Below are 15,068 nucleotides of genomic sequence, written 5' to 3'. Positions count from 1 at the left end.
TCGGTGACCATAGCGCCTCAGCGGTGTCCCGCACCGCAAGCGCGCCCGCGACACGCCCCGGCGCGGGCGCGGCACGCCCATCCGGCCCAGCGCGACACCCGCGTACCCTGCTCAGGGTGGTGACGGCTCGCAGTTTCCGGCGGCGCGGACGACGCAACCGCGACAGACACGGCCGCGGCCTGCGCGGGCCGCTCTATCCGTCGACGCTGCCCGCGTCGAGCACGCGGGCGGAGAAGTTCGACGCGCTGGTCCTCGACGCCCTTGAGCCGATCGAGGCGCGGTGGCGCACCGAGCTGACCAAGCTCGACGTCGCCGTCGACGATGTGCCTGAGGTCACACCGGCGGGCGGGCCGCCGCAGGAGGGGGTCCTGGCCGACAGCGGCGTCCCGCTGGCCCGGCTGGTCCAGGCGGGCGTCGACCGGCGCGGGCAGCCGACCCGGGCGCGGATCGTGCTTTACCGGCGGCCTCTTGAAGTGCGCGCCAAGGACAGCGCGGACTTGGCGGACCTGGTTCACGACGTGCTGGTGGAGCAGGTCGCGACTTACCTCGGCTTGGACCCGGAAGTCATCGACGGCGAGTCTTAGGGCCGGGGATCGACGTCAGGAGGACGAAGAGGGCGACGGCTCCCTGCACCATCAGCAGGACGCCGCGCAGGGTGGTCGGCTGCTCGACGCGGACCTCCGCCGCGCGGGTGGGCACGACGACCGCGACCGACGAACCCCAGGCCCGCACGACCGCGGCCTGCTTGCCGTCGATCGTGGCGCGCCAGCCGGGTTCCTCTTCCGCGGGCACGACAAGCAGCCTGCCCTCCGGCCCGTCCGACACCCGGACGGCGACCTGTGGCGGGGACGCGTCGACCGGCACCATCCCGCTCGCTTCCACCGACGCGGGCGGGGGGCCGCCGGACACGGCCAGCCGCGCCATCTCGGGCGAGAGCAGGTAAGCCGACCCGGACGGGACCAGCACGCGGAACACCGGCCGCCTGTCGGAGGTGGTGGCCGCGTCGGACACCAGCCGCCCGGCGCGGTCGCGGAACACGTCGCCCGCCGAGGGCGAGGGCAGCACGACGTAGAGCACCCCAGCCGCCGCGGCGCGGCCCACGGCCGTGCGCACGGTGTCGACGTCGTCCGAGCGCAGGTCGCGGTCCAGGACGGCCAGGCGCGCCGTCGCCGACGGCACGGGCACGAGGTCGTCGTCGCCGAACCGGGGCGCCCTGGCCGCGACCTGCCGCACCGGCTGACCGTCGACCGACAGCACGAGCAGCGAGCGCCGCGTCTGGGCGAGTTCGTTGGCCACGGGCGAGGCCAGGCGCAGCCCGCCACCACCGTCGTCCAGCGGTCCCCCGCGACCGGGCATCACCACGCCGACCGCCAGCGCGCCGAGCAGGGCCACGCCCGCCACCGCGCCGATCCGCGCGGCCAGCGGCGGCGCGACGAGCCGCAGTCCCTCGGTCCCGGTGCGGCACAGGCCGACCAGCGCCCAGACCAGTCCCCAGCCGACCACCAGCAGCGGAGCCCCGGCCCACGCCCGCTGCGGCTCGCCGCCGCCGGGCGGGGTGGCGGGCAGCAGGTGGACCAGCACCACCGCCAACGCGCCCACCAGCGCGAACCCGAGCCCCGGCAACGCGTCCCGGTGCGGGCGCACGGCCATCCCGGCGGCGACCGCGAGCACCAGGGCCAGCCCGACGAACGGCCAGGCGCCCGGCCCGCCCGCGTGCAGGGTGAGCAGGTCCAGCGCCGACCCGCCCTGCTCGCGCACCCACGCGCCGACCCCGTGCAGCACCACGCCCGGGTGCTGGATCACCACGGCGGGCCAGGGCAGCAGCAGCGCCAGCGGCATCAGCACGAGCAGGAACAGCGCCGCGCCCCGGCGCGCGCCACTGCCCGGGACGAGCACGAACCCGGCCAGCGCGACCAGCACGAGCAGCAGGTGCACCAGCGGGGCGAACGCGCCGAGCAGGGCCAGCCCGAGCGCAGTGCCCGCCGCGGTGGACAGCCACGACGGGTCGCCGTCGCGCCCGCGCGCCAGCAGGGCGGCGATGCCCGCGGTGACCAGCGGCAGCAGCACGTGCACCACGACCACGTCGAGCCTGCCCTGCGCCACGGCGGCGCTCGCGGGCGGCAGCAGCGCGTAGCCCAGCGCCAGCAGCGCCCGCACCCAGCGGCGCACGGGCGCGCGGCGGGTCGCGAGGTAGGCAGACAGACCGGCCAGCGGGAGGTCTGCCAGCAACAGGAAAGCGACGACCGCGGCGGGGCCGCCGAAGGGGGCGAGCACGCCGCCGAGCACGCCCAGGACGGCGAGCGCGGCCGGTGCGGGCGCGGCGGTGCCGCCCGCGACGCCGTGCCAGGTGCTCACGTACTCCGACCAGGTGGCGCCGAGGCCGCCGACCGGCAGCAGCCTGCCGCCCGCGAGGTCGAGGCCGATGCGGCCGCCGTTGACCACGAGCGCCAGCGCGGCCAGCCCGAGCAGGAGCAGCAGCGGCGGCGACAGCAGGATCTGGCGCAGCACCCGGCCCCGGTCGACCCGCACCAGCACCAGGTCGGGACCGGGCGCCGGGCCGGTGCCGTCGCGCTTGACCGGCGACGGCCGGGGCGCGGGAGCCGACTCGGGCGCCTCGATGGGCACGGCGATCGCCGGATGCGGGCGGCGCAGCCCCGCGCGGTTCTGTCGGCGCAGTCCCGAACGGCGCGGCCGGACCAGGGCGCCAGCGGGCAGCGCGTCGGGGCCGAGGGCTTTGCGCGACGCCTGCTCGGCCTCCGGCGGGAGCCAGACGACGGCGGGCTCGTAGTCGCTGGGCAGCCTGCCCAGCGCGGCGTCCGCGGCCACCCGCCTGCGGATCATCGCCGACACCGCGCCGCGGACCGCGTTGCGCGCGCGGGTGAAGCGACTGGTGAACAGACCGCGCACGCTTCCCGGTCCGGCGGTAGCGGCGCGGGCCGCGCGTGCCTCGCGCAGATTCGCACGTCCGCTCAGCAGATACCTGAGCGCGCTTAACTCCGCCCGGCTCGCGGTGAGCCTGCGGACCACGGCGAACCCGAACGCGCGCAGGACGCACAGCACCGCGATGCGCGGCAGGCCGACGAGAAACGAGAACGTGGAGCAGTTGACCAAAAACGTGCGCAGTCCGTGGCCGCGGTCGACCGTGCGCGCGGACGGCCCGATCGCGGTGGAGCGGGCGTCGATCTCGCGCCGCCCCACAGTGACCGCGCGCGCGTGCCGAACCCGGGCCGCGGGCACGCAGAGCACAACGTGGCCCGCCTTGTTCACCCGCCAGCCGAAGTCGATGTCCTCGCGCAGCAGCGCCATCGCCCGGTCGAACCCGCCGAGCCGCTCCCACACGTCCCGGCGCACCAGCATCCCCGCCGAGGACACGGCGAGCACCTCGGTGCTCTGCTCGAACCGGCGCTCGTCACCGGTGCGGCCGAGCCGGTCCCAGTCCAGTTCGGACGGTCCGATGCCGGTCTGCCGGTGGCCGGACGCGTCGGTCGACAGCCCGGCCTCGACCACCAGCCGCGGATCGCGCCAGTCCACCGCGAGCGGGCCGAGCACGCCAGCGGCCGGGGACACCTCGGCGGCGAGCAGCAGGGTGTGCAGGCAGTCCGGGTCGGGCGCGGAATCGTCGTGCAGCAGCCAGATCCAGCCGCCGGGGTCGCCCCAGCGCTCGACCGCGTGCTCGACGGCGGCGTGCACGGCGTCGCCGTAGCCCGCGCCGCGCTTGAGGGTGATCACCCCGTCGAGGACGCGGTCGGGACCGGTCGACGCGGCGGCGAGCAGCGCGGGGGTGTCGTCCATCGATCCGGTGTCGACGGCGATGACGTGCCGCGGTCTGGGCGCGGAGTGGCGCAGTGACGACAGTGTGAGCCGCAGCCACTCGGCGCCGTCGTGGCACACCAGGACGGCCAGCACCGGCGCGGTGCGCAAAAGCGGTGCGGTGACGCGAGAAGACAGCGCCTGGCGCGGCCGAGGAGGCACGAACCAGCACCTCCCAACGCACTCATGCGGGCATGACCCCTCCGGCCACTGCGCACACACGGTACGACGTGGGCGGTCGAGGCGGTCGACGCCCCTGACCTCTCCCACAGGATGGGTAACGCGCGCGTTCGCCCGCGTCACGGCCCGATGGCGAGCAGCGCACAATCGGCGCGCCGCGATGGTGAGGCGCCGCGATTCCGCCGGGCCCGGACTCCCCTGCGAGCCGACCCGAATCGGGCGCCGGTAAGGAAAACACCGACCGCCACCGCACCGAGTGCCGTGATCACGAGCCCGCGCGCGGACTCGTGATCACGGCATCAGACGGCGCGTTTCTTGAGCTTGCGTCGTTCCCGTTCGGACAGGCCGCCCCAGATGCCGAAGCGCTCGTCGTGCGCCAAGGCGTACTCCAGGCACTCCGCGCGGACCTCGCAGCCCAGGCAGATTCGCTTGGCCTCCCGGGTCGATCCGCCCTTCTCCGGGAAAAACGCCTCCGGGTCGGTCTGCGCGCACAGGGCGCGCTCCTGCCACTCCTGTTCCTCGGTCTCATCGAAGAATCCGGCTAGAGCTCCCAGCTCCTCGGTTGGGCGCTCGCCCCACTCCACGACGCGACCCCCGTCATTGATTCCCTGCATATCGCCCGCCTCCTCGCCTTCCGCACTCCTCGGCTGGCGAATGCCATCAGCCGTCCCCGTGGCGAATGACATCGATGTGATTACACCCGTGTCCCGGCGGCGGGTCAAGCGCAGCCCCCAGGCGGGTGATGCGATATGCGCACCCGGTACCCGTTCGTGTACCAGGAGAAACAGCGCGGTTACTCCTACCCGCCAGCGGGCAATCGGCAAACGTTGCCACACTGGAGGCGTGCAGCGATCATCGGTTCGTCCCTCGCCCGTGTTTCTCGCCCTGCTGGCGCTCACCGTGGGTGGCGCGCTGATGACCCTGTTGGAGAGTGAGACAGCGCTGCGGGCCGGAGTTTTCGTGCTCGTCCTGGGCGGTTGGGCGGTGTCGCTGTGCCTGCACGAGTTTGGCCACGCCATCGTCGCCTTCCGCGGCGGCGACCGCGAGGTCTACTTCAAGGGCTACCTCACCCTCGACCCGCGCAAGTACGCCGACCCGGTGCTCAGCCTGCTGCTGCCGCTGCTGTTCCTGGCGATCGGCGGCATCCCGCTGCCCGGCGGCGCGGTGTGGATCAACCACCACGCGCTGCGCTCCCGAGCGGTGGACTCACGCGTGTCGCTGGCCGGGCCGTTCATGAACCTGGTGCTCGGCATCCTGCTCGCGGTGTCGGTCGCGGTGTTCCAGCCCGCGTTCGGCCTCGCGGCGGGCCTGTCGTTCCTTGCCCTGCTGCAACTGGCCGCGTTCGTGCTGAACATGCTGCCGGTGCCGGGCCTGGACGGCTGGGGAGCCATCGAGCCGTATCTGTCCTATCCGGCGCGCAGTTTCGGGGCCAAGGCGCGGCCGTGGGCGCCGCTGATCCTGTTCGCCGCGCTGATCGGCATCCCCGGGGTGAGCGAGGCGTTCTGGGACGTCGTGGTCGCCCTCTACGGCGGCGTGGGCGGCGACGCGGACTTCGCCGCGTTCGGCCAACTGCTGTTCTTCTTCTGGCAGTAGTTTCCCGGCGCCAGGACCACTAGACCAGTTCCCACCGGTGCCCCCACTCGGGACACCCGGACGTGCGAGGATCGCGGACCGTGAAGGTAGTCGTAGTCGTCGGCGGAGTCGGCGGAGCCAGGTTCCTGCTCGGGGTCAAGAAACTCCTCGGGCTTCCCCCCATCGGGCCAGGCCCGGACGAGTCGCCGCACGAGATCACCGCCGTGGTCAACACCGCGGACGACATCTGGTTGCACGGCCTGCGGGTCTGCCCCGACCTGGACACGTGCATGTACACCCTGGGCGGGGGCATCGACGCCGACCGCGGCTGGGGCCGCGCGGGCGAGACCTGGGCGGTCAAGGAGGAACTGGCCGCCTACGGCGCCGACCCGGACTGGTTCGGGCTCGGCGACAAGGACATCGCCACGCACCTGATGCGCACCCGGATGATGCGCGCGGGCTACGAGCTTTCCGACATCACCGCCGCGCTGTGCGACCGCTGGAAGCCGGGGGTGCGGCTGCTGCCGATGACCGACGACCGCGTCGAGACGCACGTGGTCATCGATGAGCCGGGCACCGGCGAGCGCAAGGCGGTGCACTTCCAGGAGTGGTGGGTGCGCTACCACGCCGAGCCGCGCGCGCGGTCTATCGTGCCGGTCGGCGCCGACGAGGCCACGCCCGGCCCCGGCGTCGTGGAGGCCATCGGCGCCGCGGACGTGGTGCTGCTGGCGCCGTCGAACCCGGTGGTGAGCATCGGGTCGGTGCTGTCCGTCCCGGGGATGCGGGTGGCGCTGCGCAAGACCGAGGCGCCGGTGGTGGGCGTCTCGCCGATCATCGGCGACCGGCCGGTGCGCGGCATGGCCGACGCGTGCCTGTCCGCGATCGGTCTGGAGACCTCGGCCGAGGCGGTGGGCAGGCACTACGGTTCCCGCGCCTGCTCGGACAAGGGCATCCTCGACGGCTGGCTCGTGCACACCGGCGACACCGCCGACGTGCCCGGCGTCGCCGTGCGCGCGGTGCCGCTGCTGATGTCCGACGAGGACGCGACGGCGGCGATGGCCAAGGCCGCGATGGAACTGGGCGGGGTCGACCTTGGCTGAGCACGCCGCGCGGGCGTCGCTGGAGGTCCTGCCGGTGCGCGGGCTGCCGGAGTTCCGGCCCGGCGACGACCTGACCGGCGCGATCGCCGCCGCGGCGCCCTGGCTGCGCTCCGGCGACATCGTGGTGGTCACCAGCAAGGCTGTGTCCAAAGTGGAGGGATGTCTGATCCGGGTCCCCGACGACCCGGAGGACCGCGAGCGCACGCGGCGGCAACTGGTGCTTGACGAGGCCGACCAGGTCATCGCGCGCAAGGACCAGACGCTGATCACCGTCCACCGCCGGCTGGGCACCGTGCAGGCCGCGTCCGGTGTGGACACCTCGAACGTGGCGGGCGGCGAGATCGCGCTGCTGCCCGCCGACCCGGACGGGGCCGCATTGGCGCTGCGCCGGGGACTGCGCGAACGGCTCGGCGTCGAGGTCGCCGTGGTCGTCACCGACACCATGGGCCGAGCGTGGCGGCGCGGCCAGACCGACGCCGCGATCGGCGCGTCCGGGCTGAAGGTGCTGCACTCCTACCGGGGCGAGGTGGACAACCAGGGCAACACGCTGGCGGTCACCATGATCGCGGTCGCCGACGAGGTCGCCGCGGCGGCGGACCTGGTGAAGGGCAAGCTCGGCGGCGTCCCGGTGGCCGTCGTGCGCGGCCTGGAGATCGGCGACGAGACGTCCACCGCGCGCGACCTGGTCCGCCCGCCGGAGGAAGACCTGTTCCGGCTGGGCGTGCGCGAGGCGATCACCCGGGGGCGGCGGGAGGCCGTGCTGCTGCGCCGCTCGACGCGAGCGTTTACCGACGAGCCGGTAGATCCCGGCGCGCTGCGCCGTGCGGTCGCGGCAGCGTTGACCGCGCCCGCACCGCACCACACAAGACCGGTCCGGTTTGTGCGCGTTGTCGCCAAACGGAAAGAGCTGCTGACGGCGATGCGGGAAGCGTGGGTCGCCGACCTCCGGGGCGACGGGCTTTCCGAGGACCAGATAGAGCGCCGCGTCGCCCGTGGCGACCTGCTCCATCGCGCGCCCGAGGTCGTGCTGCCCTTCCTGGTTCGCGAAGACGCGCACGCCTACCCCGACGAGCGCCGGTCCGCCGCCGAGCGAGCGATGTTCGCCGTCGCGGGCGGCGCGGCGGTCCAGGGCCTGCTGGTCGCGCTGGCCGCCGAGGGGCTGGGCTCCTGCTGGGTGTCCTCGACCATGTTCTGCCCGGATGTGGCGCGCGAGGTTTTGGACCTGCCCTCGGCGTGGGATCCCCTGGGCGCTGTGGCCGTCGGGCATCCGGCGGCGGAACTGGTCCCGCGCGAACCGCGCCAGAACGAAGGATGGCTGGAACTGTGAGTCCCCACGCGGACGCGATGGCGACCATGGCCGCTTGGCGCCCCGCCGACCGCGCCCAAGAGGCGCTGCGACAGTCCTACCTGGGCTTCCTGGCCGCGCGCCCGGACGCGTGCCTGCGCTCCTGCGAACCCGGGCACATCACCGCGTCGGCCCTGGTGTTCGACAGCACCGGCACGCACGTCCTGCTGACCCTGCACCCCCGCGTCGGCCGCTGGCTGCAACTGGGCGGGCACTGCGAGCCGTCGGACAGCACGCTCGCTGGCGCGGCGCTGCGGGAGGCGACCGAGGAGTCCGGCATCCGCGACCTGCGCATCGACCCGGTGCCGCTGCACGTGGACGTGCACCCGATCACCTGCTCGCTGGGGCTCCCGACCCGCCACTTCGACGTCCGCTTCGCCGTGCGCGCCCCCGCGAACGCCCAGCCGGTGCGCAGCGCCGAATCGCTCGACTTGCAGTGGTGGCCGATCGACGCCCTCCCGCCGGACCCGGACGGCGTGGGCGGGATCGAGGACATGCTTGCCGCCCTGCGGTAAGTGGCGCGGTTCCGCCACCGGCAAACCTGCCGGAACGGCGGCGTCCTGGGGGAAGATGACGCGGTGATCACCATCGACCCGGAGTCGCCCGTGCCGCCGTTCGAGCAGGTGCGCAGCGGGTTAGCGCAGCGGATCAACGACCGCTCCCTCGCGGTCGGCGAGAAGCTGCCGACCGTCCGCAAGCTGGCCGCCGACCTCGGCCTGGCGGCCAACACCGTCGCCCGCGCGTACCGCGAACTTGAGGAGGCGGGGCTGGTCGAGACCCGGGGCAGGCTGGGCACCTTCGTCGGCGCGGGCGGCGACCGCACCCTTGAGCGCGCCCGCGCCGCCGCGGACGAGTACGCCGCCACCGCGCACCGCCTCGGCCTGGACCCGGCGCTGGCCCTGGACATTGTCGCGGCGGCCCTGCGGAAGACCTGACCGCGCGCGGTTGCCACCACCCCCCGCGCGGTTGCTACGTTGTGGCGGGTGAGGACAAGGTCCGCAGCCGTGCGCACAGCCCGAAAACTGGAAGCCCAACTCGCCGAGAATCCGGAACATCGCGGCGAGATGCTCTTGGAGGCCGCACATGCCTGGGAAGTGGCGGGCGACCCCAACCGGTCCATCGAACTGCTCACCGAGGCGATCGCCCTCGGCGGGGAGGACGGCGGCTACGCCCGCTTCGAGCTGGCGGACCTGCTCTACGACCTGGACCGGCCGGACGAGGCCCGCGCCCAGATCGACGCGCTGCGGGACGAGCAGCCGCCCAGCGGCCCGTGCGAGCTGACCGCCGAGCTGCTGGCCGCCCGCGGGGAACTCGATGAGGCGCTGACCTGGTTCAACATGGCCTACGCGCGGCTCACCGACGAGGACATGACGGACCCGATCAGCGAGAACGGCCCCTACTCCTACGCCAACAGCATCGCCATGGGCAGGCGCCGCATCCGCCGCGCCCTGGGCCTGCCCCCGGACGAGCTGGACGAGGGCGTCATCGAGTTCGCGCCGAGCCAGCAGCCGGTGATCCCCCGACCGGATGAAGTCCGGGTGCCCTTCTGGCCGCGCCCCGAGTTCCCCCGCGTCCGCCTGCGCTGGCCCGAGCTAGTCGAGGACACCGACGCCGACACCTTCCTGGGCGAGCTGGAGGAGGCCAACCGCGAACTGGTCGCCAAGGGCCCCCGCAAGATCCGCATGGTGCCGGTCACCGTCCTCGCCCTGACCGAGTTCGCCGCCCGCATCGGCATCGACCCCACCGCCGACGAGACCCACCAGGCCTGCGGAGTCGAACTGGCCGACGCGGGCGAGGGAGTCATGTGGCCCCCGGAGCCCGACGCCCCCTGCTGGTGCGGCTCCGACGTCCAGTACCAGAACTGCTGCCGCCGCCCCTGACCACGCGCTCGGACTCCCGCCGGAGTCTCGTTGGCTTCCCGTTGGGTATATGTGGGGTTGCTGGCCCTGACCTGCGGTAACGAACCATATGCGGTCAGTCACCGGTATGGAACACTGACCTTTATGGCGGCGCGACGAGACCGACTTGCCCGGGCCCGCAAAGCGGCGGGCTACACCCAGGAACGCCTCGCCGAGGAACTGCACATCGACCGCACCGCCATCCACACCTGGGAATCCGGCAAACACGAACCCCTGCCCTACCTACGGCCAAAACTGGCCCGCCTACTCGGCCTCACCCTCCGCGAACTCGAAACACTGCTGGCGAACCAGGACGCCGCTCCCCGACCTTCGGTCACCTCCGTGAGTGACGAACTCGCTACGCTGGGAGACAGCAACGGCACGACCATGGACAGGACCCCGAAAGGCCACGGCACCGACGAGCGACTGGCGGCCTTGACCCGCCATTGGGTGGACAGCATGAACCGTCGCGAACTCCTGCAACTACTCGGCTGGACAACCGTCACAACGGGCTCGCCGCTTGCCGTGAGCCTGAACTCCGACGAGCAAGAACGCCTGACCAAAGCCATCGGACACCCCCACCGCGTCGATGAGCGAGTCATCGAGCATATCGAGAGCGTCTCCTGGTCCTGCCGGCGACAGGACGACGCACTCGGCGCACAAGCCGTGCTGCCCATCGTGCTCGCACAAATCGCCCTCACGAAAAAGATGCTCCCCGATTGCCCGACGCACCTTCGCCCGAAACTGCTGTCGGCCTACAGCGGCCTGTCCGCTCTGGCGGGCTGGCTCTACACAGATGGTGAAGACCACGCCAACTGTTGGGAGCACTTCGACCAGGCGCGCATGGCGGCGCACGAGGCCAACGACCACGCGTTGAGCGGTTTCACATTGATTCGCATGACCTATCCAGCCAGGGCGCAGGAAAAAGAGCGCCTCGCCAATGACCTCGCCGACGCGGCACGGACGGCGGCGCAACGCGGCGAAGACACTCTGGCGCGGGCCTACGTCGCCAGTCAGGCCGCCCGCGCCTACGCCGAAGGTGGACAGCTCGCCCGCTGCCTGGACTCGCTTGACGAAGCCGAACAAACCCTCCAAGCGGCTGATTCCACCACGGCGACTCCGCCTTCTCTGGCGTACTACTACGACGAGGGCGCACTGCGCAGCGCGAAAGCCTCCTGCTTCCTCGCGCTCAACCGGCCACAAGAGGCAGCCGAGCAGGCACGCGGCGCCATCGCCGCGCACAAAGAGGCATTGGGGCGCGACAACGCGTTCTCCATGCTCTATCTCGCGAACGCGCACATCCAACTCCACGAGCCCGACGCCGCCGCCGCGCTCGTGGGAGAAGTCGCGAAGGTGAACACCCAATACCGCTCGATTCGCCTGCGGGAACGGTTGCGCGACACTCGTCGGGCACTGGAACCGTGGCGTGACTCCCAGGCGGTGAAAACGCTTGACGAGCAATTGGCCGACAGCCGGGTCTGAGCCCGCTCACATGGCCCGATAGTCCTTCTCAGCCATCCGGGGCACCCGCCCAGCAGCAGACTGCCCTCGAAACGCGAGCTGGGAGTGCCGCCGGAGTCTCGCTGGCTTCCCGTTGGCGAAATGCGGGGTTCCCGCATCTGACCAGCGGTAACGAGTCATACGCCGTGCGTGACAGGTATGCGAGACTGGACGGCATGGCGGCACGACGCGACCGACTTGCCCGGGCCCGCAAAGCGGCGGGCTACACCCAGGAACGCCTCGCCGAGGAACTGCACATCGACCGCACCGCCATCCACACCTGGGAATCCGGCAAACACGAACCCCTGCCCTACCTGCGGCCAAAGCTGGCCCGCCTACTCGGCCTCACCCTCCGCGAACTCGAAACCCTGCTAGCGAACGAGGACCCAGCCGAGCCGCAAAGCAACAACACCGACGAGCACTGGGCGGCCCTGATCCGCCATTGGGTGGACACCATGAATCGTCGCGAACTCCTGCAACTACTCGGCTGGACAGCCGCGACGGCAAGCGCGCCATCGCTGGCGAACCTGAACACCGACGAACAAGAACGCGTGGCCAAAGCCATCGTTATCCCCCAACGCGTCGACAACCACGTCATCGAGCACATCGAAACCATCTACTGGTCCTGCCGACGACAAGACGACGCGCTCGGGCCGCAGGCCGTGCTCCCCACCGTGCTCGCGCAACTGTCCGTCGCACAGGGCATGCTTCGTGACTGCCCCGTTGAGCTTCGCCCCAAGCTGCTTTCCACCTGCGGCGGCCTCTCGGGATTGGCGGGTTGGCTGTTCTCGGAGGCGACGGATTATGGCAACGCGTGGCGGTTTTACGATCGCGGCCGCGAGTTGTCGCACGAGGCGCGTGATGCGGCGATGAGCAGTTTCACCCTGGGGCGGATGAGTCATACCGCGTTGACGCAGGACAAGGCGCACTTGGCCATCGACTACGCCGAGGCTTCCCGCCGGGCCGCCGAGCGCTCGGACGACACGCTGGTGCGCGCCCACGCGGCCAGCCAGGCGGCCCGCGCCTACGCGCGGGACAGCCAACCGGACGAGTGTCACACCGCTTTGGAACAGGCGGAAGCGCGACTCGGTCAAGCGGAAAATAGCGACGCGTCGCTGGCATATTTCTATGACAGCGGCTCGCTCGCCAACGCGAAGGCCATCTGCCATCTGAATTTGCGGCAGCCGACCGAGGCGGTTTCCCAGGCACGGCACGCGCTCCGGCTGCATGACCGCTCTCTGGTGCGGGACAACGCCTACACCATGCTGTATCTGGCCCAAGCGCACGTTCAGCTCCAGGAGCCCGACGCGGCGGTTCTGATTATGGAAAAGGTGATCGAAGCGACTACTCGAAACCGCTCGGTTCGCCTGCGGGAACGGTTGCGCGACACTCGTCGGGCACTGGAACCGTGGCGTGACTCCCACGCGGTGAAAACGCTTGACGAGCAATTGACCGACACCCGGGCCTGAGCCCGCTCACATGGCGCGGTAGTCCTTGACGGCCAACCGGGGGCCGAAGCGGGGCTTGGCGAAGCCGCTGGCCTCGATGTAGCGCACGACCCGCTGCCGGTGCGGGGCGTAGGGGGCGAGGATTTCCAGCATCCCGTTGTCGTCGGTTTTGCGGCCGGTCAACGCGTAGCCGACCAGAGCGGGGATGTGGAAGTCGCCGACGCTGACCGCGTCCGGGTCGCCCCAGGCGCGCTGGGCGACCTCGGCCGCGGTCCAGACGCCGACGCCGGGGACCTTGCGCAGCAGCAGCCTGCCCTCGACGCCGCCGGACTCGGCCGCGCGTTCCAGGCGGGCCGCGACCTGCGCGGCGGCGATGATCGCGCGCCTGCGGGCGTTGTCGACCCCCGCTTTGTGCCACTCCCAGTCCTGGATGCCGAGCACCGCGCGCGGGGTCGGCGGGACGGCCATGCCCGGCGGGGTCGGGCCGGGGGCGGCGACGCCGAAGCGGCGGGCGAGTTCGCGCCAGGAGCGGTGCGCTTCGACGCCGGTGACCTTCTGCTCCAGGATCGCGGCCAGCAGCACGTCCCACACCCGACCGGTCGAGCCCAGGCGCAGACCCGGCCGGGCGCGGCGGGCCTCGGCGATCAGCGGGTGCCTCGGCTCGAAACCGGAGTCGTCGTCGTGCCCGCCCAACAGCGCCGGGACGCCGTCGAGCAGCGCGTCCGCCGCGCCCCACGCGGTGGCCTCGACCCCGCCCGCGTGCGCCCGCAGCAGCAGGGTCCCCGGGCCGTCCGGGGTGTTCGCGGCCAGCCACAGGCCCCGGTGGTCCCGGCCGAACGCGGGGTCGTGCGGGCCGCGGCGCAGCGGGCGCAGGACCGCCGCGAGATCGAGGGGGAAGCCCGGAACCCAGTGCCGGGACCGCGGCGCGCCAGTGGGGATGGACGTCACCACGAGGACCGTACTCGCCGGTTGGCTACAGTGGCGCCACCACTCACAGCGTCGGGAACAGGGACGAGAACCTCAGTGACGTCGACAGAACTGCACGTAGTCGTGCCCGCGGGTGGGAGCGGCACCCGCCTGTGGCCGTTGTCGCGCGCGGCGAACCCGAAGTTCCTGCACCCGCTCACCGGCACCGACCGCTCGCTGCTGCAGGCCACCTACGACCGGCTGGCGCCGCTGTCGCGCCCGGAGAACCTGCTCGTGGTGACCGGCACCCCGCACGCGGTCGGCGTCGCCCGGCAGCTGCCGGACCTGCCCGAGCGCAACATCCTCGTCGAGCCGTTCGCCCGCGACTCCTGCGCGGCGATCGCCCTGGCCGCCGCGGTGATCGAGCACCGCAGCCCCGGCGCGGTGATGGCCTCCTTCGCCGCCGACCACCTCATCACCGACACCGACGAGTTCGCCGCCACCGTCGCCCGCGCGGTCGACGGCGCCCGCGACGGCCACCTGATGACCATCGGCATCACCCCGACCCGCCCAGAGACCGGCTACGGCTACCTCTGCTGCAGCGAGACGGCCCAGCGCTCGGTCATCCAGAAGGTGCTGGAGTTCAAGGAGAAGCCCTCGCTTGAGGTCGCCACCCGCTACCTCGCCTCGGGCAGCTACCTGTGGAACGCCAGCATGTTCGTCTGGCGCACCGACGTGTTCCTCGCCGAACTCCAGGCCCGCCGCCCGGACGTCGCCGAGCCCATCACCAAGATCGCCGCAGCCTGGGACACCGACGCCCAGCAGGACGTGCTCGCCGAGCTGTGGCCGACGGTGCCCAAGGTCGCCGTCGAGTACGCGGTGATGGAACCGGCCGCGGCGGACGGCAAGGTCGCCACCGTCCCCGGCGACTTCGGCTGGAGCGACATCGGCGACTTCGAGACCGTGGTCGACCTGCTGGGAACCGACGTCGGCGACGGCGGCCGGGCCTTCACCACCCGCCAGGACAGCAAGGCCGTCGTGGTCGACGGCGAAGGCGTGGTCGTCGTCCCGGCGGGCGGCAGGCTGGTCGCCACCCTCGGCGTGCGGGACCTGATCGTGGTCGACACCGACGACGCCGTCCTGGTCTGCCGACGCGACCGCGCCCAAGACGTCAAACGCCTCACCGAGATCCTGCGCGACCGCGGCGAACTGGATTACCTCTGAATGTCCTGTGTATTGCCCGTCTCTGCTGACGGCACGTGGCAAGCGGGATACTCTGACAGAGAACTCGGAGCGACGCAGGAGAGGC

13 protein-coding genes are annotated in these 15,068 nt (G+C 72.0%); 10 read left to right on the top strand and 3 right to left on the bottom strand.

Annotated elements, in window-relative coordinates; all coding sequences use genetic code 11:
* Window positions 1-116: 116 nt before the first annotated feature.
* Window positions 117-584, top strand: coding sequence for a metallopeptidase family protein (locus ACZ6SD_RS07965; RefSeq protein WP_091452203.1), 468 nt, complete (start codon window positions 117-119; stop codon window positions 582-584).
* Here ACZ6SD_RS07965 and ACZ6SD_RS07960 read toward each other — a convergent pair.
* Window positions 565-3,972, bottom strand: a complete 3,408-nt coding sequence (locus tag ACZ6SD_RS07960; protein WP_465316168.1) for a glycosyltransferase family 2 protein — start codon at window positions 3,970-3,972, stop codon at window positions 565-567. The genes ACZ6SD_RS07965 and ACZ6SD_RS07960 overlap by 20 nt on opposite strands.
* A 317-nt stretch (window positions 3,973-4,289) precedes the next feature.
* Complete coding sequence (locus ACZ6SD_RS07955) at window positions 4,290-4,604, bottom strand: WhiB family transcriptional regulator (protein ID WP_091452200.1); 315 nt, start codon at window positions 4,602-4,604, stop codon at window positions 4,290-4,292.
* A gap of 229 nt (window positions 4,605-4,833) precedes the next feature.
* On the opposite strand from ACZ6SD_RS07955, the gene ACZ6SD_RS07950 reads away from it, so the two are divergent.
* The 8 genes from ACZ6SD_RS07950 to ACZ6SD_RS07915 all read left to right on the top strand — a co-directional run bounded on the left by ACZ6SD_RS07950 (window position 4,834) and on the right by ACZ6SD_RS07915 (window position 12,874).
* Entirely contained in the window at window positions 4,834-5,583 is a 750-nt protein-coding gene (locus ACZ6SD_RS07950; RefSeq protein ID WP_465316167.1) for a site-2 protease family protein, read from the top strand.
* An 80-nt stretch (window positions 5,584-5,663) separates the two neighbouring features.
* A complete protein-coding gene (gene cofD / locus ACZ6SD_RS07945; RefSeq protein WP_465316166.1) occupies window positions 5,664-6,662 on the top strand; it encodes a 2-phospho-L-lactate transferase in 999 nt (332 codons plus the stop codon).
* Window positions 6,655-7,989, top strand: coding sequence for a coenzyme F420-0:L-glutamate ligase (locus ACZ6SD_RS07940; RefSeq protein ID WP_465316165.1), 1,335 nt, complete (start codon window positions 6,655-6,657; stop codon window positions 7,987-7,989). Before cofD ends, ACZ6SD_RS07940 begins: the two co-directional genes overlap by 8 nt.
* Window positions 7,974-8,522 (top strand): NUDIX hydrolase, encoded by a 549-nt coding sequence (locus ACZ6SD_RS07935; RefSeq protein WP_465316164.1) that lies wholly within the window; start codon window positions 7,974-7,976, stop codon window positions 8,520-8,522. The genes ACZ6SD_RS07940 and ACZ6SD_RS07935 overlap by 16 nt, the downstream gene beginning before the upstream one ends.
* A 63-nt stretch (window positions 8,523-8,585) precedes the next feature.
* Complete coding sequence (locus ACZ6SD_RS07930) at window positions 8,586-8,942, top strand: GntR family transcriptional regulator (protein ID WP_465316163.1); 357 nt, start codon at window positions 8,586-8,588, stop codon at window positions 8,940-8,942.
* Window positions 8,943-9,011: 69 nt separating this feature from the next.
* Window positions 9,012-9,887 carry a tetratricopeptide repeat protein gene (locus ACZ6SD_RS07925; RefSeq protein ID WP_465316162.1) on the top strand — a complete coding sequence of 292 codons (876 nt, stop codon included), beginning with the start codon at window positions 9,012-9,014 and terminating at the stop codon, window positions 9,885-9,887.
* Between the two features lie 123 nt (window positions 9,888-10,010).
* Window positions 10,011-11,387 (top strand): helix-turn-helix transcriptional regulator, encoded by a 1,377-nt coding sequence (locus ACZ6SD_RS07920; RefSeq protein WP_465316161.1) that lies wholly within the window; start codon window positions 10,011-10,013, stop codon window positions 11,385-11,387.
* A gap of 194 nt (window positions 11,388-11,581) precedes the next feature.
* A complete protein-coding gene (locus ACZ6SD_RS07915) occupies window positions 11,582-12,874 on the top strand; it encodes a helix-turn-helix transcriptional regulator (protein WP_465316160.1) in 1,293 nt (430 codons plus the stop codon).
* A gap of 6 nt (window positions 12,875-12,880) precedes the next feature.
* On the opposite strand, the gene ACZ6SD_RS07910 is transcribed toward ACZ6SD_RS07915, so the two are convergent.
* On the bottom strand, window positions 12,881-13,801 hold the full coding sequence (locus ACZ6SD_RS07910) for a DNA-3-methyladenine glycosylase family protein (protein WP_465316159.1): 921 nt from the start codon (window positions 13,799-13,801) through the stop codon (window positions 12,881-12,883).
* Between the two features lie 75 nt (window positions 13,802-13,876).
* Here ACZ6SD_RS07910 and ACZ6SD_RS07905 point away from each other — a divergent pair, with 75 nt between their 5' ends.
* Window positions 13,877-14,983, top strand: a complete 1,107-nt coding sequence (locus ACZ6SD_RS07905; protein WP_465316158.1) for a mannose-1-phosphate guanylyltransferase — start codon at window positions 13,877-13,879, stop codon at window positions 14,981-14,983.
* The last annotated feature ends 85 nt before the right edge of the window (window positions 14,984-15,068 follow it).

It is taken from the genome of Actinokineospora sp. NPDC051303 (assembly GCF_055586285.1).
This window is presented reverse-complemented; position numbering and strand designations above follow the sequence as displayed.

Bases quoted from the DNA above. Each gene is read 5' to 3' on its own strand.
- ACZ6SD_RS07935 (WP_465316164.1), top strand. From the start codon at position 7,974: ATGGCTGGAACTGTGAGTCCCCACGCGGACGCGATGGCGACCATGGCC.
- ACZ6SD_RS07920 (WP_465316161.1), top strand. From the start codon at position 10,011: ATGGCGGCGCGACGAGACCGACTTGCCCGGGCCCGCAAAGCGGCGGGC.
- ACZ6SD_RS07955 (WP_091452200.1), bottom strand. From the start codon at position 4,604: ATGCAGGGAATCAATGACGGGGGTCGCGTCGTGGAGTGGGGCGAGCGC.
- ACZ6SD_RS07915 (WP_465316160.1), top strand. From the start codon at position 11,582: ATGGCGGCACGACGCGACCGACTTGCCCGGGCCCGCAAAGCGGCGGGC.